The sequence below is a fragment of the Rhodopseudomonas faecalis genome (assembly GCF_003217325.1).
Lineage (GTDB): Bacteria > Pseudomonadota > Alphaproteobacteria > Rhizobiales > Xanthobacteraceae > Rhodopseudomonas > Rhodopseudomonas faecalis.
In genome coordinates this window covers 34,258-54,899 of record NZ_QJTI01000020.1, presented here as the reverse complement: position 1 = coordinate 54,899, position 20,642 = coordinate 34,258, and the positions used below count along the sequence as shown (strand labels likewise).

18 protein-coding genes are annotated in these 20,642 nt (G+C 65.7%); 14 read left to right on the top strand and 4 right to left on the bottom strand.

Annotation, left to right across the window (positions count from 1 at the left end):
* The first annotated feature begins 60 nt into the window (after positions 1 to 60).
* Positions 61 to 1,590: a murein biosynthesis integral membrane protein MurJ gene (gene murJ / locus BJ122_RS14640; RefSeq protein WP_110781910.1), complete on the top strand. Its 1,530-nt coding sequence runs from the start codon at positions 61 to 63 to the stop codon at positions 1,588 to 1,590.
* Here the strand turns inward: murJ and BJ122_RS14635 are convergent.
* Complete coding sequence (locus BJ122_RS14635; RefSeq protein ID WP_110781908.1) at positions 1,587 to 3,404, bottom strand: carbamoyltransferase family protein; 1,818 nt, start codon at positions 3,402 to 3,404, stop codon at positions 1,587 to 1,589. The two genes, murJ and BJ122_RS14635, sit on opposite strands and share 4 nt — an antisense overlap.
* Positions 3,405 to 3,840: 436 nt before the next feature.
* Here BJ122_RS14635 and BJ122_RS14630 point away from each other — a divergent pair, with 436 nt between their 5' ends.
* From BJ122_RS14630 to BJ122_RS14615, 4 genes are all read left to right on the top strand, one after another.
* Positions 3,841 to 4,149: a hypothetical protein gene (locus BJ122_RS14630; RefSeq protein WP_110781907.1), complete on the top strand. Its 309-nt coding sequence runs from the start codon at positions 3,841 to 3,843 to the stop codon at positions 4,147 to 4,149.
* 273 nt (positions 4,150 to 4,422) lie between these two features.
* Entirely contained in the window at positions 4,423 to 6,726 is a 2,304-nt protein-coding gene (locus BJ122_RS14625) for a xanthine dehydrogenase family protein molybdopterin-binding subunit (RefSeq protein WP_110781905.1), read from the top strand.
* A 189-nt stretch (positions 6,727 to 6,915) separates the two neighbouring features.
* Positions 6,916 to 7,365, top strand: a complete 450-nt coding sequence (locus BJ122_RS14620; protein WP_110781903.1) for a c-type cytochrome — start codon at positions 6,916 to 6,918, stop codon at positions 7,363 to 7,365.
* A gap of 132 nt (positions 7,366 to 7,497) precedes the next feature.
* On the top strand, positions 7,498 to 8,418 hold the full coding sequence (locus BJ122_RS14615) for a cytochrome c (RefSeq protein ID WP_110781902.1): 921 nt from the start codon (positions 7,498 to 7,500) through the stop codon (positions 8,416 to 8,418).
* 83 nt (positions 8,419 to 8,501) lie between these two features.
* On the opposite strand, the gene BJ122_RS14610 is transcribed toward BJ122_RS14615, so the two are convergent.
* A complete protein-coding gene (locus BJ122_RS14610; protein ID WP_110781900.1) occupies positions 8,502 to 8,756 on the bottom strand; it encodes an Lrp/AsnC ligand binding domain-containing protein in 255 nt (84 codons plus the stop codon).
* 125 nt (positions 8,757 to 8,881) lie between these two features.
* Between BJ122_RS14610 and thiD the strand changes: the two genes are divergently transcribed.
* From thiD to BJ122_RS14585, 5 genes are all read left to right on the top strand, one after another.
* Positions 8,882 to 9,688 carry a bifunctional hydroxymethylpyrimidine kinase/phosphomethylpyrimidine kinase gene (gene thiD / locus BJ122_RS14605; protein ID WP_110781899.1) on the top strand — a complete coding sequence of 269 codons (807 nt, stop codon included), beginning with the start codon at positions 8,882 to 8,884 and terminating at the stop codon, positions 9,686 to 9,688.
* 112 nt (positions 9,689 to 9,800) lie between these two features.
* On the top strand, positions 9,801 to 10,457 hold the full coding sequence (locus BJ122_RS14600; protein WP_110781897.1) for a class I SAM-dependent methyltransferase: 657 nt from the start codon (positions 9,801 to 9,803) through the stop codon (positions 10,455 to 10,457).
* 53 nt (positions 10,458 to 10,510) lie between these two features.
* Positions 10,511 to 11,308 (top strand): UDP-2,3-diacylglucosamine diphosphatase, encoded by a 798-nt coding sequence (locus tag BJ122_RS14595; RefSeq protein WP_110781895.1) that lies wholly within the window; start codon positions 10,511 to 10,513, stop codon positions 11,306 to 11,308.
* Positions 11,308 to 12,363, top strand: coding sequence for a glycosyltransferase family 4 protein (locus BJ122_RS14590; protein ID WP_110781894.1), 1,056 nt, complete (start codon positions 11,308 to 11,310; stop codon positions 12,361 to 12,363). The genes BJ122_RS14595 and BJ122_RS14590 overlap by 1 nt, the downstream gene beginning before the upstream one ends.
* 124 nt (positions 12,364 to 12,487) lie before the next feature.
* Positions 12,488 to 13,543 carry a threonine ammonia-lyase gene (locus BJ122_RS14585; protein ID WP_110781892.1) on the top strand — a complete coding sequence of 352 codons (1,056 nt, stop codon included), beginning with the start codon at positions 12,488 to 12,490 and terminating at the stop codon, positions 13,541 to 13,543.
* Here the strand turns inward: BJ122_RS14585 and BJ122_RS14580 are convergent.
* A complete protein-coding gene (locus BJ122_RS14580; protein ID WP_110781955.1) occupies positions 13,513 to 14,841 on the bottom strand; it encodes a hypothetical protein in 1,329 nt (442 codons plus the stop codon). The two genes, BJ122_RS14585 and BJ122_RS14580, sit on opposite strands and share 31 nt — an antisense overlap.
* Positions 14,842 to 14,916: 75 nt before the next feature.
* Between BJ122_RS14580 and BJ122_RS14575 the strand changes: the two genes are divergently transcribed.
* Complete coding sequence (locus tag BJ122_RS14575) at positions 14,917 to 16,110, top strand: MFS transporter (RefSeq protein WP_110781890.1); 1,194 nt, start codon at positions 14,917 to 14,919, stop codon at positions 16,108 to 16,110.
* A 4-nt stretch (positions 16,111 to 16,114) separates the two neighbouring features.
* Here the strand turns inward: BJ122_RS14575 and dgcA are convergent, their stop codons facing one another.
* Positions 16,115 to 17,110, bottom strand: coding sequence for an N-acetyl-D-Glu racemase DgcA (dgcA, locus tag BJ122_RS14570; protein ID WP_110781888.1), 996 nt, complete (start codon positions 17,108 to 17,110; stop codon positions 16,115 to 16,117).
* Positions 17,111 to 17,249: 139 nt separating this feature from the next.
* Between dgcA and BJ122_RS14565 the strand changes: the two genes are divergently transcribed.
* From BJ122_RS14565 to BJ122_RS14555, 3 genes are read left to right on the top strand one after another with little or no spacing between them, the layout of a single operon-like run.
* On the top strand, positions 17,250 to 18,380 hold the full coding sequence (locus BJ122_RS14565; RefSeq protein ID WP_110781887.1) for an ABC transporter permease: 1,131 nt from the start codon (positions 17,250 to 17,252) through the stop codon (positions 18,378 to 18,380).
* Positions 18,381 to 18,395: 15 nt separating this feature from the next.
* Positions 18,396 to 19,172 (top strand): ABC transporter ATP-binding protein, encoded by a 777-nt coding sequence (locus BJ122_RS14560; RefSeq protein ID WP_110781885.1) that lies wholly within the window; start codon positions 18,396 to 18,398, stop codon positions 19,170 to 19,172.
* Positions 19,173 to 19,187: 15 nt separating this feature from the next.
* On the top strand, positions 19,188 to 20,045 hold the full coding sequence (locus BJ122_RS14555) for an MlaD family protein (RefSeq protein ID WP_110781884.1): 858 nt from the start codon (positions 19,188 to 19,190) through the stop codon (positions 20,043 to 20,045).
* The last annotated feature ends 597 nt before the right edge of the window (positions 20,046 to 20,642 follow it).

The following is a 20,642-nucleotide window of genomic DNA, read 5'->3' as shown; positions in this document are numbered from 1 at the left end:
CGATCGCGGCGCCTGCGAATCTCCATTTTGCGGCGCCGCCTGATGCTGTAGAAGCGGCGCATGCTCAGGCGCATCTTCACTGTCGGCGGCTTCACCCTGCTGTCGCGCATCACCGGCTTCGCGCGCGACATCATGCTCGCGGCGATTCTTGGCGCCGGGCCGGTGGCCGACGCCTTCTTCGTGGCGCTGCGGCTGCCCAATCATTTCCGTGCGATCTTTGCCGAGGGCGCGTTCAACGCCGCCTTCGTGCCGGCCTATGCCCATGTCAGCGGCGAGAAGGGCGCGGCCGCCGCCGGGCTGTTTGCCAATCGCATCTTCACGCTGCTGTTTGTCACCCAGGCGGTGTTGCTGGTGATCGCGCTGTTGTTCATGCCGCAGGTGATCGCGATCCTGGCGCCGGGCTTTGCCGATGATCCACAGCGCGGCGCGCTGGCGGTCGAGCTGACGCGCATCACCTTTCCCTATCTGCTGCTGATCACGCTGGTGACGCTCTATGGCGGCATGCTGAACGTGATGCGGCGCTTTGCGGCCGCGGCGGCCGCGCCGATCTTCCTCAATCTGTCGATGATGATGGCGCTGTCGCTGGCGGCGTTTTTCCCGAGTGCCGGCCACGCCGCCGCCTGGGGCGTGCTGGTCGCCGGCGTGCTGGAATTTCTGCTGCTGGCGCAGGATGCCGCGCGGCAGAAAATTCTGCCGCGTTTCTCCTGGCCAAAGCTCGATGAGGATGTGCGCTCGTTTTTCCGCGCGCTCGGCCCGGCGACGCTCGGCTCGATGGGCACCCAGATCGCACTGTTTGCCGACACCATCATCGCCACTTTCCTGGCCGCCGGCGCGCTGTCGGCGCTGTATTACGCCGACCGGCTCAATCAGCTGCCGATCGGGGTGATCGGCATCGCGATCGGCACCGTGCTGCTGCCGGAAATGTCGCGGCTGTTGACCTCGGGCGACGAGGCCGGCGCCAAAGCCTCGCAGCGCCGCGCCTTCGATTTCACGCTGCTGCTGTCGGTGCCATTCGTCGCGGCGTTCCTCACGGTTCCGGACGAGATCATGCGCGCGATGTTTGCGCGCGGCGCCTTCACCAAGGCCGATGCGCTGGCGGCCGGCAGCACGCTCGCTGCCTATGCGATCGGGCTCATTCCCTTTGTGCTGATCCGCAGCGCGGTGGCGACCTTCTACGCGCGCAAGGACACCGCAACGCCGGTCAAGGCTGCGCTGACCGGCGTCGCCGTCAATGTCGCGCTGAAATTCGCGCTGGTCGGCTCGCTGGCGCAGGTCGGGCTGGCGCTTGCCACTGCGGTCGGCGCCTGGATCAATCTGCTGCTCGTGCTCGGCTTTGCAGTGCGCTACGGCTATCTGGAACTCGACCGGCCGCTGCTGCGCTCGCTGCTCAAGTTCTTGAGCGCCGGGCTGCTGCTCGGCGCGGCGCTGTGGGGCAGCGCGTATCTTGCGCAGCCTTATCTCGCGCAGCTCGCCTCGTTCCGCGATGAAGCGGCGCTGGCGCTGCTGATCGTGGTCGGCGCCGTGGTGTACGGCGCCGCGATCTTCACGCTGTTCGGCCTGCGCGGTCTGAAAGCGCTGATCCGCGGTTAGCTGGTGGCCTTGACGTTGCTCAGCACCAGGGTCGCGACGTCGACATAGACCCGCACCAGCGGCGCCACGAATTTGTGCGCCTTGGTCTTCGACACCAGCGTGTCGTGCAGCACCAGATGGTCGATGCCGGTGTTGATGAAGCACGCCATCGCGTCGCGCGGCGTTTCCACGATCGGCTCGCCCTTGATGTTGAACGAGGTGTTGATCAGCACCGGCACGCCGGTCAGCGCCTCGAACTCCTTCAGCAGCCGATACAGGATCGGGTTGGTATCTTCGCGCACAGTCTGAATGCGCGCGGTGCCATCGACATGGACCACCGCGGCGATCTTGTCGCGCCACTCCGGCCGCACGTTTTTGGCCATCAGCATGAATGGCGAGTCGCCGATGCCCTCAAAGATCTCGTCGGCGCGTTCCTCCAGCACGATCGGCGCAAACGGCCGGAACGGCTGGCGGTGCTTGACCCGCGCGTTGAGGATGTCCTTCATCTCCGGGTGGCGCGGATCGGCAATCAGGCTGCGATTGCCGAGCGCGCGCGGCCCGAATTCCGACGATCCCTGGAACCAGCCGATCACCTTCTGGTCCGCGAGCAGTTTTGCCGTGTCGCGGCAAATATTGTCGCTGCGCACCGCGTTGGTCTGGATCCGCACCAGGAAACGCTGCGTAGCCTGTTCGATCTCGCTCTCCGGATAGCGCTTGCCGATATAGGCGTGCTTCATCTCAAAGCTGCGCGGCTTGTTCTGGATGGCATGAAGGCCGTAATAGGCGCAGCCGATCGCGATGCCGTCATCGCCCGCCGCCGGCTGAATCCAGACATTCTCAAAGCCGGCTTCGCGCGCGATCTTGCCATTGGCGACGCAGTTCAGCGCCACGCCGCCCGCGATGCAGAGGTTCTTCGCGCCGGTGGTTTCGCGCAGCCAGCGCGCGCGCGCCAGCAGCACCTGTTCGGTGTCGTCCTGCACCCGCCACGCCACGTCTTCCCAATGGCGCATCGAGGGGCTGGCTTCCCATTTGCCGGCGCGTTCCATGATGTAGGGCTGGTTCAGCTCCTGCGCGGTCCAGCGCGGCACTTCCAGCTTGTTGTTCGCGATCTGCATCAGCGACTTGATCTGGTTGGGTCGGCCATAGGGCGCCAGCCCCATCAGCTCGCCGCATTTGTTCCAGTCGCCGAACACGTAAGTTGAGGCCCGGCTGTACAACGCGCCGAGCCCGGGCATGTTGTAGAATTCGTCGCTGAAGAATCCGCGGTCCGGCTCCATCCAGACCTTCTTCAGGCACTCCAGTTTGGTTCCGCTGAACTTGTAGTAACTCTCCGATTCCCGCGCCAGTTGCGAGGCTTTGTCGCCGGCCGGGACCGGCTCCATCACATCGGAGCGATAGCTGCCGACGCCGTCCACAATCATGATCACACCTTCGTCGAAAGGCGAAACCGCGAAGGCGCTGTAAGCGTGCGCGAGGTGGTGCGAGAGCGTGGTGACTTTGGCGGAATTGCTGCGAAACCAGGGATGCCGTTCGGCTTCACCGCGTTCGTATTCGGGCAGGAAACCCGGCATGTCCTGGTAGATCAGCCGCTCTTCCATCTCCGGGACCGGCAGGATGTAGCAATTGCGGACCACCAGATCGACGTCGTCCAGCGTGATGCCTTCGGCGTCGAGACAATAGTCGATCGCCTCCTTGTAGAAGCCGCTGGCGTGCTTCTCGCGGGTCAGCCGTTCCTTGGCGATGCCGACAGCAATTTCGCCGTCTCGCAACAGGCACGCGGCGACGTCGTGATCATAGGTGTTGAGGCCGAGAATGTAGTTGTGCTGCTTGGACATGAACCATCTGCTGAAATAGGCCAGGGCAGGAAATCACCGTGGCGGCGGCACCGCATCGAACGCTCCGACCTTACAAGCTGGCGCGCCGCCGTCCATAGCCGGGCAAGCCGAAGCCCGCGATATTCCTAGCGGGGGAGCGCGGTCAGAACCGGGCCAAATGATGGCAATGCCGCTCGCAGGGTTCGTGGCAGCGATGTTGCCCGCCGCGGTTACCGACATCACTTAGATAACTGGTGAGGTAACATTAATGGCGTCCTACTTTGAACGGACGTTCATCATTCCCTGCTTGACCGTCAGAATGGCTTGAACGTAGTCTTCGCGTTGAGCCACAGACAGAACAAGGCCGATTTGGAGCGCACTGGCGAACGGCCTGCATCCTCTGTTCATGGGACGCGTTGCGGTTTCAGTGCTTCAAAAATTTCGGGAGAATGAGATTATGGCTCAGACTGTCCCTCGCAGCATCGTTGCACGCTGCTTGGCTGCGGTAGCGCTGGTTGGCGTGTATTGCGTCAGCCTCGTCGGTACCTCGGCGCTGTTCCTCACCGCCAGCACCACTACTGCCGACGCGCAGCGCGGCCGTGGCTGGGGTGGTCGCGGTGGCGGTTGGGGTCGCGGCTATGGCCGGGGCTATGGTCGCGGTTATGGCCGTGGCTGGGGTCGTGGCTACGGCTTCTATGGCGCGCCGATCGTGCGCCCGGGCTGCTATTTCAGCCGCCGCTGGGGCCGGGTGGTCTGCCCGTATTGATGCTTGCAGCCGGTCCGATCCGGTCCGGCTCGTAACATTACCAGGAACCGCAACGGGTGCGCCGACGCTGTCGAGCGCACCCGTTTTGCATCTGCCCGCTTGCTTCTGAAGCGGCACTTTGCGGATCACGAAACCGTGGCTGCAATGATCTTGTGAGCGCGTCGTCAAAATTGTGATGCGCTGCATGACGACAGCGCGGCCAAGCCGGATTTGCACACCGCTGCGATCCATCGCAAGATAACGCCAACGATAAGCAATGAGGGCGGAGGAGCGATGGCACCGATCAAGTTCGGCGTCGGGCAAAGCGTGCGCCGCAAGGAGGATGACGCGCTGCTGCGCGGCCAGGGCTGCTACACGGACGACCTCGCGCCGCCCGCCGTTGCCCACGCGCTGATGCTGCGCTCGCCCTATGGCCGCGCCCATTTCACCATCGATGTTGAATCCGCTCGCACTATGCCGGGCGTGCTGGCGGTGTTCACCGCCGCCGACGTCGCCGATCTTGGCGGCCTGCCGTGTCTGTTCAATCTGCCGAATGCACCGTTCAAGGCGCCGCACTATCCGATCCTGGCCGCCGATGAGGTGCGCCATGTCGGCGATGCGGTGGCGTTCGTGGTTGCGGAAACCCAGGCGCAGGCGCGCGATGCGCTGGAAGCGATCGACGTGCAATGGACGCCGCAGCCGGCAGTGGCCGGCAGCGTCAGCGCGCTGCAGCCGGGCGCGCCGCAGGTCTGGCCGCAATTTTCCGGCAATGTGCTGTTCGATGTCGGGATCGGCGACAAGGCCGCGGTGGAGTCCGCGTTTGCCGCCGCCGATGCGGTCGCTGAAATCCGCATCGTCAATCCGCGCATCGTCACCAACTACTTGGAGCCGCGCGCCGCGGTTTGCGAATATGATAGCAAGCGCGACCGGCTGACGCTGACCGCTGGCAGCCAGGGCAGCCATCGGCTGCGCGATATTCTCTGCCAGCAGGTGCTCAAAATCCCCACCGAGAAGATGCGGGTGATCTGCCCCGATGTCGGCGGCGGCTTTGGTACCAAGCTGTTTCCGTATCGCGAATATGCGCTCTTGGCGGTCACCGCCAAACGTCTGCGCCGCGCGGTGAAATGGAATGCCGAGCGCATGGAGCATTTCGTCGGCGATGCCCAGGGCCGCGACAATGTCACCACCGCGAAGATGGCACTTGCCGCCGATGGCCGGTTCCTGGCGATGGATGTCGATCTCGTCGCCGATATGGGCGCGTATCTGTCGACCTTCGGACCCTACATCCCGTTTGCGGGCGCCAACATGCTGCCGGGGCTGTACGACATCCAAGCCTTTCACTGCCGGGTGCGCACCGTGTTCAGCAACACCGTGCCGGTCGATGCCTATCGCGGCGCCGGCCGTCCCGAAGCGGCCTATGTGATCGAGCGGCTGGTCGATGCCGCCGCGCGCAAGCTCGGCATGACGCCGGACGCCATCCGCCGCAAGAATTTCATCCCGCCGCGCGCGCTGCCTTACACCACCGCGACCGGCAAGGTGTATGATTCCGGCGATTTCGCCGCGCATCTGAAACGCGCCATGGAGCTGGGCGACTGGAAGCAGTTTCCAAAGCGCCTCAAGGCGGCGAAGAAGCAAGGCCGGCTGCGCGGCATGGGCTTGGCGAGCTATGTCGAAGTATGCGGCACCATGGGCGAGGAAACCGCGCAGGTGCAGCTCGATCAGCATGGCGACGTCATCGTGCTGATCGGCACGCAGTCGAGCGGCCAGGGCCATCACACCGCTTATGCGCAGCTCGTTGCCGAGCAATTGCGATTGCCGCCGGAACGGGTTCATGTCGTGCAGGGCGATACCGACCGGATCGCCACCGGGCTCGGCACTGGCGGTTCGGCCTCGATCCCCTCGGGCGGCGTCAGTGTCGCGCGCGCCAGCCACAAGCTCGGCGCGCAACTACGCGACATCGCGGCTGATCTGCTGGAAGTCGGCGCCGGCGATCTTGAAATCGAGGACGGCGCGATCCGCATCGTCGGCACGGATCGCATCATCAGCTTTGCCGAGCTGGCGCAGCGCAAAAGCGTCGATCCGGCGAAATTGACCGCATCCGAAAAATTCTCCAGCGCCGATGGCACCTTTCCGAACGGCACCCATCTGGTCGAAGTCGAGATCGATCCGGACACCGGCCAGGTGGTGGTGGTCAATTACGTGGTGGTCGATGATTTCGGCGTCACGCTCAATCCGCTGCTGCTCGCCGGCCAGGTGCATGGCGGCACCGTGCAGGGCATCGGCCAGGCCTTGATGGAGCGCGCGGTCTATGACGAGGACGGCCAGTTAGTCACCGGCAGTTTGATGGACTACGCGCTGCCGCGCGCCGCCGATGCGCCCTCGATCACCTTCGAGACCCAGAACGTGCCGTGCCAGACCAATCCGCTCGGCGTCAAAGGCGCCGGCGAAGCGGGCGCGATCGGCTCCTGCCCGGCGCTGATCAACGCCATCATCGATGCGCTGTGGCGGGAATATCGGATCGACCACATCGATATGCCGGCGACGCCGGAGCGGGTGTGGATGGCGATCCGCGACCAGCAGCGGCTGCATCGGCTGTAGGAGGCTCGCCATCATGACGCTCGTGCGACGGTGGTATCGTCATCTGGCTGCGCTGCGTGGCGCGATCTGCCACACTGTTGACAGCGGCGATTATCTGCTACCGACTAAGCGCCGTGCTACGCAGCGGTGGATGATCCAGTCCGCTGCGCTGCGTCATCCAACTTGTCGTCATCATCAGGGAGCGATCGAATGTTGCGAACCGTCGTCGTTGTAGGCAGCCTGTTGCTTGGTACCAGCGTTGTCGTCGCGCAGCAGAATGTGGTGGCGCAGACCCAGACCTTGATGAAGAACAGCGGCAAGAGCCTCGGCGGCGTGCTGGGCGCCATGGTCAAGGGCGACAAGCCGTATGATCAAGCCGCCGTCGATGGCGCGCTCAGCCAGCTGAGTGATCTCGCCAAGAAACTGCCGGATCAATTCCCCGACAGCGTCAAGGGCATCGAGACCGATGGCGACTATAGCGCCTCGCCGAAGATCTGGACCAATCGCACCGAGTTCAACGCGCAGATCGCCAGCTTCACCAAGGCGGTCAGCGATGCCACCGGCAAGATCAAGGATCTCGACAGCCTGAAGGCGACGCTGCCGACCATCACGAAACAATGCGGCAATTGCCACGAGGGTTTCCGCGTGAAGAACCTGTAACGCGAGCGGGGTGACGGCGCGCGGCCGGGCGAGGTGCAAGGCGGCGCGGCGATCACCCCGGCCCTGCAGGCGAGCAAGAGGCGGAGCGGGCTGATTAAGCACCGCTCCGCGCCAACTGAGTTCGGAGCTGCCGTGACCAAACGCATTCTCTCGATCGCCATTGTGGCGGCCCTGCTGGGATTTGGCTTCTATTGGGTCGCGACCGCCCCGGCCATGATCGACACCAGCAAACTGACGGCGCGCAGCGCCGATCTTGGCAATGGCGAGACCGTGTTCAACGCCGGCGGCTGTGCCTCCTGCCACGCCTCGCCGGGGCAGTCCGATCGCACCCACCTCGGCGGCGGCCTGGCGCTGACTTCGCCGTTCGGCACCTTCCATGTGCCCAACATCTCATCCGATCCGCGCGACGGCATCGGCAAATGGAGCGAGCGGGATTTTCTCGACGCGGTGCTGAAGGGCACTTCGCCAGCGGCGTCGCATTACTATCCGGCGTTTCCCTATGGCTCCTATCACCTGGTCAAGCTCGACGACGCCCGCGATCTGTACGCCTATCTGAAGACGCTGCCCGCGGTCAGCGGCAAGGCGCCCGATCATGAACTGCCGTTTCCGTTCAACATCCGCCGCAATATCGGCATCTGGAAGCTGCTGTTCTTCAACGACCAGCCTTTTGCGCCGGACCCGGCGCAGTCGCCGGCCTGGAACCGGGGCGCCTATCTGGTCAACGGGCTCGGCCACTGCGCCGAATGCCACAGCCCGCGCAATGCGCTCGGCGGCATCATCGCCGCGCAGCGCTTCGCCGGCGGGCCGAATCCGGAAGGCAAGGGCTGGGTGCCGAACATCACCCAAAAGGGGCTGGCGGATTGGAGCGAGAACGATCTCGCTTATTTCCTCGAGACCGGACAGACCCCGGAAGGCGACACCGCGGGCGGCTCGATGGCGCGGGTGATCCGCAACACCGCGCTGCTCAGCGCCGAGGATCGCAAGGCGATGGCGCTGTATCTGAAATCGCTGCCGGCGGTAGACGGCCCGCCGCGGCCGCCGCGCGCGAAATGAGCCGGCCAAACGCGGCTGGCTGAAATCGAGCCGTCAGGCGGGGAAGCCACCAACGGTCGGCGGAGTGCCGGCCGTGATGCCGGTCAGCTCTGACGCCGCGTGCCGAACGCCTTGAAGGTAATGATGGTGTAGGTGTCGCGAATGCCGGGAATGGTCTGCACCTTCTCGGCAATGAAGTGGCCGATATCGGTTTCCTTCTCGACGTAGAATTTGACCAGCAGATCATAGTCGCCGGCGGTCGAGTAAATCTCGGAGGCGATCTCAGCTTCTGCAATCGCATTGGCAACCGAGTAGGATTTGCCGAGCTCGCATTTGAACTGAACAAAGAAGGGAATCATCGCATCTCTCCGGGACGTCTGTTGCGGCCATCAAGCCCAAAACCGTAGGCCGTGGCAAGCCGGCTTGCCGGCAGCCGGGAGGCACGATACCACCAGCCAGTCATTGTCACGCCCATGAGCCGCAGATGCCCACACCGATCGCTCTGACCATCGCCGGTTCCGACTCCAGCGGCGGCGCCGGCATTCAGGCTGACCTGAAGAGTTTTGCGGCGCGCGGCGTCTATGGCGCCTCGGTGATCACCGCGCTCACGGCGCAAAACACCCAAGGCGTGACCGGCGTTCATGACGTGCCGCCGGAGTTCATCACCGCGCAGATCGATGCGGTGTTCTCGGATCTCGCAGTCGGCGCGGTCAAGATCGGCATGGTGTCGCGGCGCGAGGCGATCGAGGCGATCGCCGCCGGGCTGGCGCGTTGGCAGCCGGCGCAGCTGGTGCTCGATCCGGTGATGATCGCCACCTCCGGCGACAAGCTGCTGGCGCCGGATGCGATCGACGCGCTGCGCCTGCGATTGGTGCCGAAGGTGCAGTTGATTACGCCCAATCTGCCGGAAGCCGCCGCGCTGCTCGGCGAGCAGGTCGCCACCAGCGTCGGCGAGATCGAAGGGCAGGGCCGCCGGCTGCTGCAGCTTGGCTGCGGCGCGGTGCTGATCAAGGGTGGCCACGGCCAGGGGCCGTCCAGCACCGATTATCTGGTCAGCGCCGCCGGCACGCTGGCGTTGGCCGCACCCCGGATCGCCACCAAGAACACCCACGGCACCGGCTGTTCGCTGTCCTCGGCGATCGCCGCGGAACTGGCCAAGGGCGCCGATATCGAAACCGCCGCGCGCAACGCCAAGACCTGGATCAGCGGCGCCATTGCCGCCGCCGACCGCGTCACGGTCGGCCATGGCCACGGCCCGATCCATCATTTCTACGGCATCAATCCCGCCTGAACCGGCTGCTGACGGCGCTGTCGTCCGCAAGGATGAGGGCGCTGTCGTCTAGCCGTCGCACAGGGCTGCTATCCGCAGTCCTGTTGCAAGTTGAGATTCGACGGCTGAATTGATGACACCCGACCTCGACAGATCCACTATTGAAACCGCCTATGCCCGCTGGGCTCCCATTTACGACGTGATCTGCGGACCCGTGATGCTGAAGGGGCGGCGCGCGGCCGCTGCGGAAGCCCGGGCGATCGGCGGCAAGGTGCTGGAGGTCGGCGTCGGCACCGGCCTGTCGTTCGACGATTACGACGCCTCGACCGAGGTCACCGGCATCGATCTTAGCGCGCCGATGCTGGAGAAGGCCCGCGCCAAGATGGACAGCGGCCGCTATCCCTGGGTCAAGCAGGTGTTGCAGATGGATGCGCACCGCATGAGCTTTGCCGACGCCAGTTTCGACTGCGTGGTGGCGCAATTCGTGATCACGCTGGTCGAGAATCCCGAGCTGGTGCTGTCGGAATGCCACCGCGTGGTGAAGCCCGGCGGCCGCATCATTCTCGTCAATCATCTGTACTCAGAAGTCGGCGTCGCCGCAGCGGTCGAGCGCTGGACGGCGCAGCGCACCCGCAATCTCGGGCTGCGTCCGGAATTTCCATTCGCCCGGCTGCAGGCCTGGGCGCAATCCACCAAGGAAGCGGTGCTGATCGAGCGACGCAAGCTCCGCCCCTTCGGTCTTTACACATTGGTTTGCTTTGAAAAGACACCCACGCCGCTGGCGGCATGAGACGACAAGACCATCATCATTGATGATGGCGGCTGTAGAAGGGGTATGACGCAATGAGCGACGACATTCCCGAACGGCGCTTCCGAACGTTGTTCATCTCCGATGTTCATCTTGGCGCGCGCGGTTGCCAAGCCAACAAGCTGCTCGATTTCCTGCGGGTCCATGACGCGGCCACCATCTATCTGGTCGGCGATATCGTCGATGGCTGGGCGCTGAAGTCACACTGGTACTGGCCGCAGGCGCACAACGACTTCGTGCAAAAACTGCTGCGCAAGGCGCGCAAGGGCGCCCGCGTGGTCTATGTGCCCGGCAATCATGACGAGTTTCTGCGCAACTACTACGGCACCCATTTCGGCGGCATCGAAGTGGTGGAAAACGCGATGCACACCGGCGTCGACGGCCGCAAATATCTGGTGATCCACGGCGACATGTTCGACCTCGTGGTGCAGCACGCGCGCTGGCTCGCCCATCTCGGCGACAAGGCCTATGACTTCGCGATCAAGGCCAACCGGCTGGTGAACGCGCTGCGCCGCCTGGTCGGCTTTCCATATTGGTCGCTGTCGCAATGGGCCAAGCAGAAGGTCAAGAACGCCGTCAATTACATCGGCGCCTTTGAGGAAACGCTCGCCAATGAAGCGCGCCGCCATGGTGCCGACGGCGTGATCTGCGGCCACATCCACTACGCCACCATCCGCGACGAGCATGGCATCCGCTACATGAATTGCGGCGACTGGGTCGAAAGCTGCACGGCGCTCGCCGAGCATGAAGACGGCCGCTTTGAAATCATCACCTGGACCGAAGTCGCCAACCAGCCGGCTTCGTTGCCCACCATCGCCGCGCGGGCTGCCTGATGCGTATTCTGATCGCAACCGATGCGTGGCACCCGCAGGTCAACGGCGTGGTGCGCACCCTCAATATGATGGCCGACGCCGCCAAATCGCTCGGCGTCGAAATCGTGTTCCTGACGCCGCAATCGTTCCGCACCGTGGCGCTGCCGAGCTACCCCGATCTGCGGGTGGCGCTGCCGGGGCCGGGCAAGATCGCGCAACTGATCGAGCAGGCGCGCGCCGACAGCATCCACATCGCCACCGAAGGGCCGATCGGCGTCTTGGTGCGGCGCTATTGCCGCAAGCATGGCCTGCGCTTTACCACCAGTTTTCACACCCGCTTTCCGGAATACGTGTCCGCGCGGGCGCCGATCCCGGAATCCTGGGTGTGGGCCTGGCTGCGTCGCTTCCATGGTCCGAGCCAGGCGGTGATGGCGGCAACGCCGGCGCTGGCCGACGAACTACGCGGTCGCGGGTTCCGCAATGTGGTGCTGTGGCCACGCGGCGTTGATACCAAACTGTTCCACCCGCGCTCGGTGTCGACCGATCTGGCGCGGCCGATTTTTCTGTGCGTCGGCCGGGTTGCGGTCGAGAAGAATCTCGACGCCTTCCTGGCGCTCGATCTGCCCGGCACCAAGGTGGTGGTCGGCGATGGCCCGGCGCGCGCCGAGCTGCAACGCCGGTTCCCCGACGCGGTGTTTCTGGGCGCGATGCATGGCGCGGCGCTGGCCGAGGCCTATGCGATGGCCGACGTGTTCGTGTTCCCGAGCCGCACCGACACATTTGGGCTGGTGCTGCTGGAGGCCCTTGCGACCGGCGTGCCGGTTGCCGCGTTCCCGGTTACCGGGCCGCGCGACGTGATCGGCGACGCCCCGGTCGGCGCGCTCAGCGAGGATCTGCGCAGCGCCTGCCTGCAGGCGCTGACTCTGTCGCGGCAGACGTGCCAGGAATTCGCCGCGCGCCAGACCTGGGAAGCGTCGGCCAAGGCCTTCATCGACAATGTCACCGGCGTGCAGCACAAGGAAGTTCGCGCCGCAACTGTTCTGCCATCGGCCGAAGCGCCGCACGCGGCGATTTGAGCGCCGCTGCGGCACATCAGGCGGGCAGATCATTCGCCAAGTCAGTCACTGCAGCAAGTCACTGCGGCAAGTGGCGTGATCACCGCCACTTGCTCGCATGTTGCGGTGAGCCTATGAGTCAGACATGAACGAGGGTCTGACTTCGCTGCCCGTCAGTGCCGCAGATATCGAGCAAGCGGCCCAGGTGTTGGCGCCCCATGCGGTGCGCACGCCGCTTGTGTCGTCGCCGGTGATCGACGCGCTCAGCGGCGCCCGGGTACTGCTCAAGCCGGAGATGCTGCAGCGGACCGGCTCGTTCAAGTTCCGCGGCGCCTTCAACAAGCTGATGTCGATCCCCGAGGAGGCCCGGCCGCGCGGCGTGGTGGCGTTCTCGTCCGGCAATCATGCCCAGGGCGTCGCCGCCGCGGCGCAATTGCTCGGGCTGCGTGCCACCATCGTCATGCCGGCCGATGCCCCGGCCTCCAAGCGCGAACGCACCAAAGCCTATGGCGCCGAGCTGGTGCTGTATGACCGGCTGCGCGAAGACCGCGAGGCGATTGCGCGCCGCATTGCCGAGGAGCGTGGCGCGACGCTGGTGCCGCCTTATGACGACACCAAGATCATTGCCGGGCAGGGCACGATCGGCCGCGAGATCGTCGATGATCTCGAGCAGATCGGGCTGTCGCCCGATCTGGTGATGGCGCCGGCCTCGGGCGGCGGGCTCTGTGCCGGCATCGCGGTGGCGGTGCGATCGCGCCGCCCGCAAGCGGCGATCGTCTGCGCCGAGCCCGATGGTTTTGATGATCACGCCCGCTCGCTGCGTGCCGGCCAGCGCGAACCGCATCATGCCGACAAGCACACCATTTGCGATGCGCTGATGGCGCCGATCCCCGGCCAGCTCACCTTCACCATCAATCAGCGGCTGCTGGCGCGCGGCGTCACCGCTTCTGACGCCGAGGTGGCCGCGACCGTCGGGCTGGTGTTCCGTGAATTGCGGCTGGTGGTCGAGCCAAGCGGCGCGGTAGCGCTGGCGGCCCTGCTGGCCGGGCGCATTCAGGCGCGTGGCAAGACCGTGGCGGTGGTGCTGTCGGGCGGCAATGTCGACCCGGACATGTACGCCCGGCTGATCGAAGACGACACCATGGCGCCGCTGGTCGGCGCCAGCGCCGCTCAGGAAAAGAACGCCAGCTTTTCAGCCTGAGTCATGCGGCGCAGCGCGGCGAACGGATCGCTGCTCAGCACCGGCTTGCGCACCACGCCCTGGGCCAGCACGGCAGCTCCAACCGAGGCCGGCGCCGCGGCCTGCATCTGCTGCGGGGCCTGCGCGGACGCGCGGCTGGCGTTCGCGGTAGCAGCCGGTTCGGCAGCGATCGCTTGCGCCGGGGCGGCGGCCACGGCCACGGCCGGCACGCCATCCGCCTGCGCGACCGGCTCATCGTCGTCCACCGGTTCCGGATCGGCGAATTCGAGGTCGGACAGATCATCGTCGTCCGGCGCGGCCATTTCCTGGGCCACCAGATCGAGCACCGCAATGTCATGCGCGAACGCGGCGTCGCTCACCGCTTCGTCGGCGATGATCTGCTCCAGCGTCGGCGCCGGCGGTTCGTCATCCTGCGGCAGCTCGGGCGCAAGCTGCGCGGCTGGCTGGGGGCTGACCTCCGGCTCGTCGAACAACGAATCGTCATCGGCCTCCGGCTCGTCGTCGAGATCGATGGCCGGGGTGGCCGCGATCACGGCTGCGGCCGCGATTTCAGCCTCCGCTGCCGGCTGCGGCTCCGGCACGTGCTCGACCACTGCCGCGATTTCATCTGCCGCGATCTGTTCCGCCACGATCTCATCGGCCACGGGCTGCACGGCCACGGCCGCTTCCGGAGCGGCGGGCGGCGCGGGCGGAGCAGGAGGCGAGGGCGGTTCGGCGCGCGGCGCTGCGGCGGTGGGGTTGTCGTCAGAACCCGCGTTGGGTTGGCCATCGGCGCTGGCGAGGTCGATCACGTCCTGCAGCAGCCGGTCGAATGCGGCCAGCACCACATCGCGCGCCGACGACATCACCATCTGCCGGTGGCCGGACTCGATCGCTTCAACCTGGGCGTCGAGCAGATCGCAAATCCGCACATCGGCGCCGCAGTCGCGCAGCGCGACGGCAACCTCGCGCGTGACCCTGGCGCCTTCGCGCACCGGCGCCAGCACGTCGAGCGGATCGGGCAGCGCCTTGGCGACGGCATTGCGGGTTTCGCCGATCAGCGAACTGATCGGGCCCAGCGCCTCCATCAGCCCGCCTTGCGATGATTGCTTCTGCGCTGCGATGCTTTGTTCGATGCGTTCCACCGCATCCAGCACCATGCGGGTGTCGGCATTGCGGTTGCGCTTGGCGTATTCGCTGAGAAACCAGCGTCCGCGAGAAGTCTCCATGAACGCTTCGCGGATCGCGTCATAATCGGCCTCGCTGGGCAGCGATGGACGAGCCGCGATCGGCGACAAGGCAAAAGCTTCTTCGGACATGGCCAACTCGTGACGCAAATTGAAACGCAATCCGTTAACGATCACCATGAACCGCACCGAATCGCAATTGAATTGATGCCCCGCGAATCACAAATCCCCATCACTTCCTACGAGGTATCCCGGCGATTCGCGGCGCGGCTGGCGTTGTTCTACGGCGCGGTGTTCGGGCTGATCGGCGTCTATCTGCCGTTCTTCCCGGTGTGGCTGCAGGGCGTCGGCATCGAACCAGCCTGGATCGGCGTGATTTTGGCGGCGCCGCCGCTGACACGATTCACCGTGCTGCCGTTCATTACCAGCCTTGCTGAGCGCTATCATGCGCTACGCGCGGCGATGATCCTAGCGTCCCTGGTAACCGTCCTAGGGTTTGCGCTGATCGGTACGCTGCGTGAGCCGCTGGCGCTGCTGATTGCCTTTGCGCTGACCGCCTGCGTCTGGACGCCGCTGGTACCACTGACCGACGGCTACGCGCTCAAGGGCGTGGTGCGCTACGGTTTGAACTATGGGCCGCTGCGGCTGTGGGGCTCGGGCGCGTTCATCGTCGGCGCGATCGGCTGCGGCCTGGTGGTCGATCGTATTCCGGTCGCCAGCCTGATCTGGCTGATCGTGGCGGTGGCGATGCTGGGCGCGCTGGTCAGCTTCGGATTGCAGCCGCTGCAGGGGGCCGGCAAGCCGCCCGCCGCGCTGGCGCGCGCCAGCAGGCTGCTGCGCGATCCGGGCTTTCTGGCGATCATCGCCGCTTCAGCGCTGATCCAGGGCAGCCACGCCGCCTATTACAGCTTTGCCTCGATCGCCTGGCAGGCCGATGGCCTGGCTGGGCTGACCATCGCCGGTCTGTGGGCGCTCGGCGTGATCGCCGAGATCGTGGTGTTCGCGTTGTCGCCGCGGTTCACCTGGTCGCCGGTGACCTTGGTGATGATCGGCGCGGCGAGCGCGGTGCTGCGCTGGTCGATCATGACCCAGGATTTGCCGCTGCCGCTGCTGGCCGCGGTGCAGCTGCTGCACGGCGCCAGTTTTGGCATCACCCAGGTCGGCATCATGACGTTGATGGTGCGCCATGTGCCGCACCAGTTCAGCGCCAGCGCCCAGGGTTATCTGATTGCCTGCGCCGGGCTGGTGACCTCGGTGGCGTCGATTGCCGCCGGCGCGCTCTACGCCCGCTATGGCCAGGGCGTGTATCTGATGATGGCGGTCATGGCGCTCGGCGGCGGCGTGCTGATCGCGCTGGCGCAGCGCCGGCTGCACGCCGCGCAGCCGGGCGTGGCGCCGTAGCGGCTCAGCCCCACAGCGCCGCGGGCGGCGGATGCACCGTGCTGCCCTCGTAATGCAGGCCGTGATCGCGATCCTTGGCCAGCAGCAGCGGGCCGTCGAGATCGACATAACGCGCCGCTTGCGCCAGCAGCATCGCCGGCGCCATCGCCAGCGAGGTCGCCACCATGCAGCCGACCATGATCGCGAGCCCGGCTTGTTGCGCGGCATCGGCCATCGCCAGCGCTTCGGTCAGGCCGCCGGCCTTGTCGAGCTTGATGTTGATGGCGTCATAGCGCTCGCGCAGCCCGGCCAGCGAGGCGAGGTCGTGCACGCTCTCGTCGGCGCATACCGGGATCGGGCGCTGCAGGGACGCGAGCACGCCGTCCTGGCCGGCCGGCAGCGGCTGCTCGACCAGGGTGACGCCGGCCTCGGCGCAGGCGGCGAGATTGGCGGCGAGCGAAGCCACGCTCCAGCCTTCATTGGCATCGACGATCAATTCGCTGCTTGGCGCCGCGCGCCTTACCGCCGCGATCCGGGCGGCGTCATTGCTGCTGCCGAGCTTGATCTTGAGCAGCGGCCGATGGGCGGCCTGCGCCGCCGCCGCGGCCATCGCCTCCGGCGTGCCGAGCGAGATGGTGTAGGCCGTGGTGCAGGGCACCGGCGCCGGGCGGCCGAGCAGGTCCCAGATCCGTTTCCCGGCGAGCTTGGCGGCGAGATCGAGCAGGGCGCAGTCGAGCGCGTTGCGGGCCGCGCCATGCGCCATGGTCTGGCGCAGCGCCTGCGGCGTCAGCCCGGCCGCGACTGCTTCGGCGTGCGCTTCGATCGCCGCCAGCGTCGCCTCGGGCGTCTCGCCATAGCGGGCATAGGGCACGCATTCGCCGCGGCCGATCTGGCCGCGATGGTGGATTTCGGCCACCACCACCACCGCTTCGGTCTTGGAACCGCGGCTGATATTGAACGCGCCGGCGATCGGCCAACGCTCAATCCGCGCCAACAGGCGCGGCGGATGTTGCTCAGTCATTTATGTAGCAGGCGATTTGTCGAATCAGTGGTTGCCGCAGCCTGCCAAGTATGGCTGGTATGGCGCGTCCCCCACAAGGCACGGTTGGATGCTGCGAGCGAGCGCTGCCGCGCCGGCTGGAACGCCAGAGGAGCCGACTTTGGACAGCAATCCGACATTGGAAAAGGTCGCCAAGGGCAATGCGCTGGCGCTGTGCGCCGCCGGGCCCTGGACCGCGCCTTTCGCGCCGGCGCTGGAACGCATGGTGGCCGAGGCTGAGGCCAGCGGTGGCGGCGGCACGATCTCGATCGACGTCTCGCAAGTGTCGCGGCTCGACACGTTTGGCGCCTGGCTGATCGAGCGGCTGCGCCGCAGCCTGACCAATGGCGGCGTTGAGCCGCCGATCGCCGGGCTGTCGGCGGCCTATGCCAGCCTGGTCAACGAAGTGCGCCGGGTGCAGAGCTCCGATGCGCCGACGACATCGCCGCTGCGGCTGCGTGCGCCGCTAGAACAGATCGGCCGCAGCGTGGTCGGCTTTGGCGACACGATGGTCAATCTGGTGGCGATGACCGGCGCGGTCACGGTGTCGACGCTGCGGGTGCTGCGCCATCCGCTGTCGTTCCGGCTGACCTCGACCGTGCATCATCTCGAGCAGGTGTGCTGGCGCGCGGTGCCGATCGTGGTGCTGATCACCTTTTTGATCGGCTGCATCGTCGCCCAGCAGGGCATCTTCCATTTCCGCAAATTCGGCGCCGACGTGTTCGTGGTCGACATGCTGGGCGTGTTGGTGCTGCGGGAACTCGGCGTGCTGTTGGTGGCGATCATGGTCGCCGGCCGCTCCGGCAGCGCCTACACCGCCGAACTCGGCTCGATGAAAATGCGCGAGGAAATCGACGCGCTGCGCACCATGGGCTTTGACCCGACCGACGTGCTGGTGATGCCGCGCCTGGTGGCGCTGCTGCTCGCCGTGCCGATGCTGACCTTCCTTGGCGTGATCGCCGCGCTCTATGGCGGCGGGCTGGTGGCCTGGCTCTATGGCGGCGTCGAGCCCGATGCGTTCCTGATGCGGCTGCGCGATTCGATTTCGATCGACCATTTCATCGTCGGCATGATCAAGGCGCCGGTGATGGCGCTGGTGATCGCAGTGGTGGCCTGTGTCGAGGGCATGGCGGTGCAGGGCAGCGCGGAGTCGCTTGGCCGCCACACCACCTCGTCGGTGGTCAAGAGCATCTTCTTTGTGATCGTGATGGACGGGCTGTTCGCCATCATCTTCGCCTCGATCGGGATGTGATCAATGGCGAAATCAATGCCGAAGAAAAAACCGGCCGAGCCGATCATCCGCGTGCGCGATGTCACCGTGCAGTTCGGCGCCACCAAGGTGCTGGATAGCCTTGATCTCGACGTACAGCGCGGCGAAATCCTTGGCTTCGTCGGCCCGTCCGGCGCTGGCAAATCGGTGCTGACCCGCACCATCATCGGTCTTGTGCCGAAGATCAGCGGCAGCATCGAGGTGTTCGGCGTCGATCTCGACAAGGCCAATGCCCGCGAGCGGCGCTCGGTGGAGCGGCGCTGGGGCATTTTGTTTCAACAGGGCGCGCTGTTCTCGTCGCTGACGGTGCGGCAGAACATCCAATTCCCGGTGCGCGAATATCTGAAACTATCGCAGCGGCTGCTCGACGAGATCACCATTGCCAAGCTCGCGATGGTCGGGCTGCGGCCGGAGGTCGCCGACCGCATGCCGTCCGAATTGTCGGGCGGCATGATTAAGCGCGTCGCGCTGGCGCGGGCGCTGGCGCTCGATCCCGAACTGGTGTTTTTGGACGAGCCGACCTCGGGTCTCGACCCGATCGGCGCCGGCGAGTTCGATGAGCTGGTGCGCACTCTGCAGCGCACTTTGGGGCTGACGGTGTTCATGGTCACCCATGACCTCGACAGCCTGCACACCGCCTGCGACCGGATCGCCGTGCTCGGCGACGGCAAGATCATCGCAGCCGGATCGATGGACGAGATGAAAGCCTCTCGCCACCCTTGGCTACGTCAATATTTTCACGGCAAGCGCGCTCGCGCTGTGGCCGGCGCCTAGTACCGGAGTGATGTAATGGAGACCCGGGCGAACTATTTTCTGATTGGCCTGTTCACGATTGCGGTGATCGCGGGCGCGGTGGGGTTTGTGCTCTGGTTCCAGAGCGCGCACACCGCCAAGATGCGAACGCCGCTGCGCATCGTGTTCGAAGGCTCGGCCTCCGGTCTGCGCAATGGCGGCAATGTCAATTTCAACGGCGTGCGCGTCGGCGAAGTGATTTCGGTAAAGCTCGATAATCCGCGCCGCGTGGTGGCGCTGGCGATGGTTGAGAGCAGCGCGCCGATCCGCAAGGACACTCTGGTCGGGCTGGAATTCCAGGGCCTGACCGGTGTTGCCGCGGTGTCGCTCAAGGGCGGCCAGGAAACAGCGCCGCCGGTGCCGCTCGATGACGATGGCGTGCCGATGCTGGTCGCCGATCCGAACTCGCTGCAGGACGTCGCCGAGGCATTCCGCGCCACGCTGAAGAACATCAACCGCATGGTCGCGGACAACGAATCCGCGGTGAAGGGCTCGCTGCAGAACGTGCAGACCTTTACCGATGGCCTGGCGCGCAGCGCCGAGCACATCGACAGCATCATGCGCAAGACCGACAGCATGATCAGCCGCACCGACAACATCATGATCGGCCTTGATGCGCTGGCCGGCGGCAAGGATGGCGGTGAATTGCTGCAGGCGGTGAAGTCGGTGAAGGAACTGGCCGACAATCTCGACAAGCGCTCGGCGGCGCTGATCCTCGATGGCCGCCGCACCTTGGCCGATATCAGCCGCGCGGTGATCAATCTCGACCGCAATCCGACGCGGATTCTGTTCGGGCCTTCGGCGCCCGAACTTCAGCAGCAGCAGCGGCTGCCCGGGCCGCGCCGCCAGCAGTAACGGCACGCCGTTTACTCACGACGACGCCCCGCGACGCCTTCAATCGCTACGGCCAGCGCCACGCGCACCCATCCCTCCCCCTCGCGGGGAGGGTGGCCGGCCGTCAGGCCGGTCGGGTGGGGGGCTGTGAGCGAGGGCATCATCGTCTAACTGGATCGTCTCCAAGCGCGAATGAACGTCGCTTGGCGCTCACGCCGAACGATCAACCTTGAGCTTAGCGGGTGGGGCACAACGCCCCCCCCACCCCGGCGCTGCGCGCCGACCCTCCCCACCGCTGCGCGGGGGGAGGGAAAGACTCGTCCGAGCATGGACTTGGCCTTGAGCGGTCAGATGCCGTCCGCCGATGTGTCGGTGATGTCCCCGAACATCCGTCCGACATGTCCCCGAACACTGCGATGTGTCCGAGCACCTGTCGGTGATGTCGCCGAACACCTGTCAGCCATGTCGCCGAACGCGCGGTGAGTTGCCGCCAGACGCGCATCGTCGTTACGGACAGCGCCACGCGCTCCCATCCCTCCCCCTCGCGGGGAGGGTGGCCGGCCGTCAGGCCGGTCGGGTGGGGGGCTGTGAGGGAGGGCATCATCGTCTAACTGGATA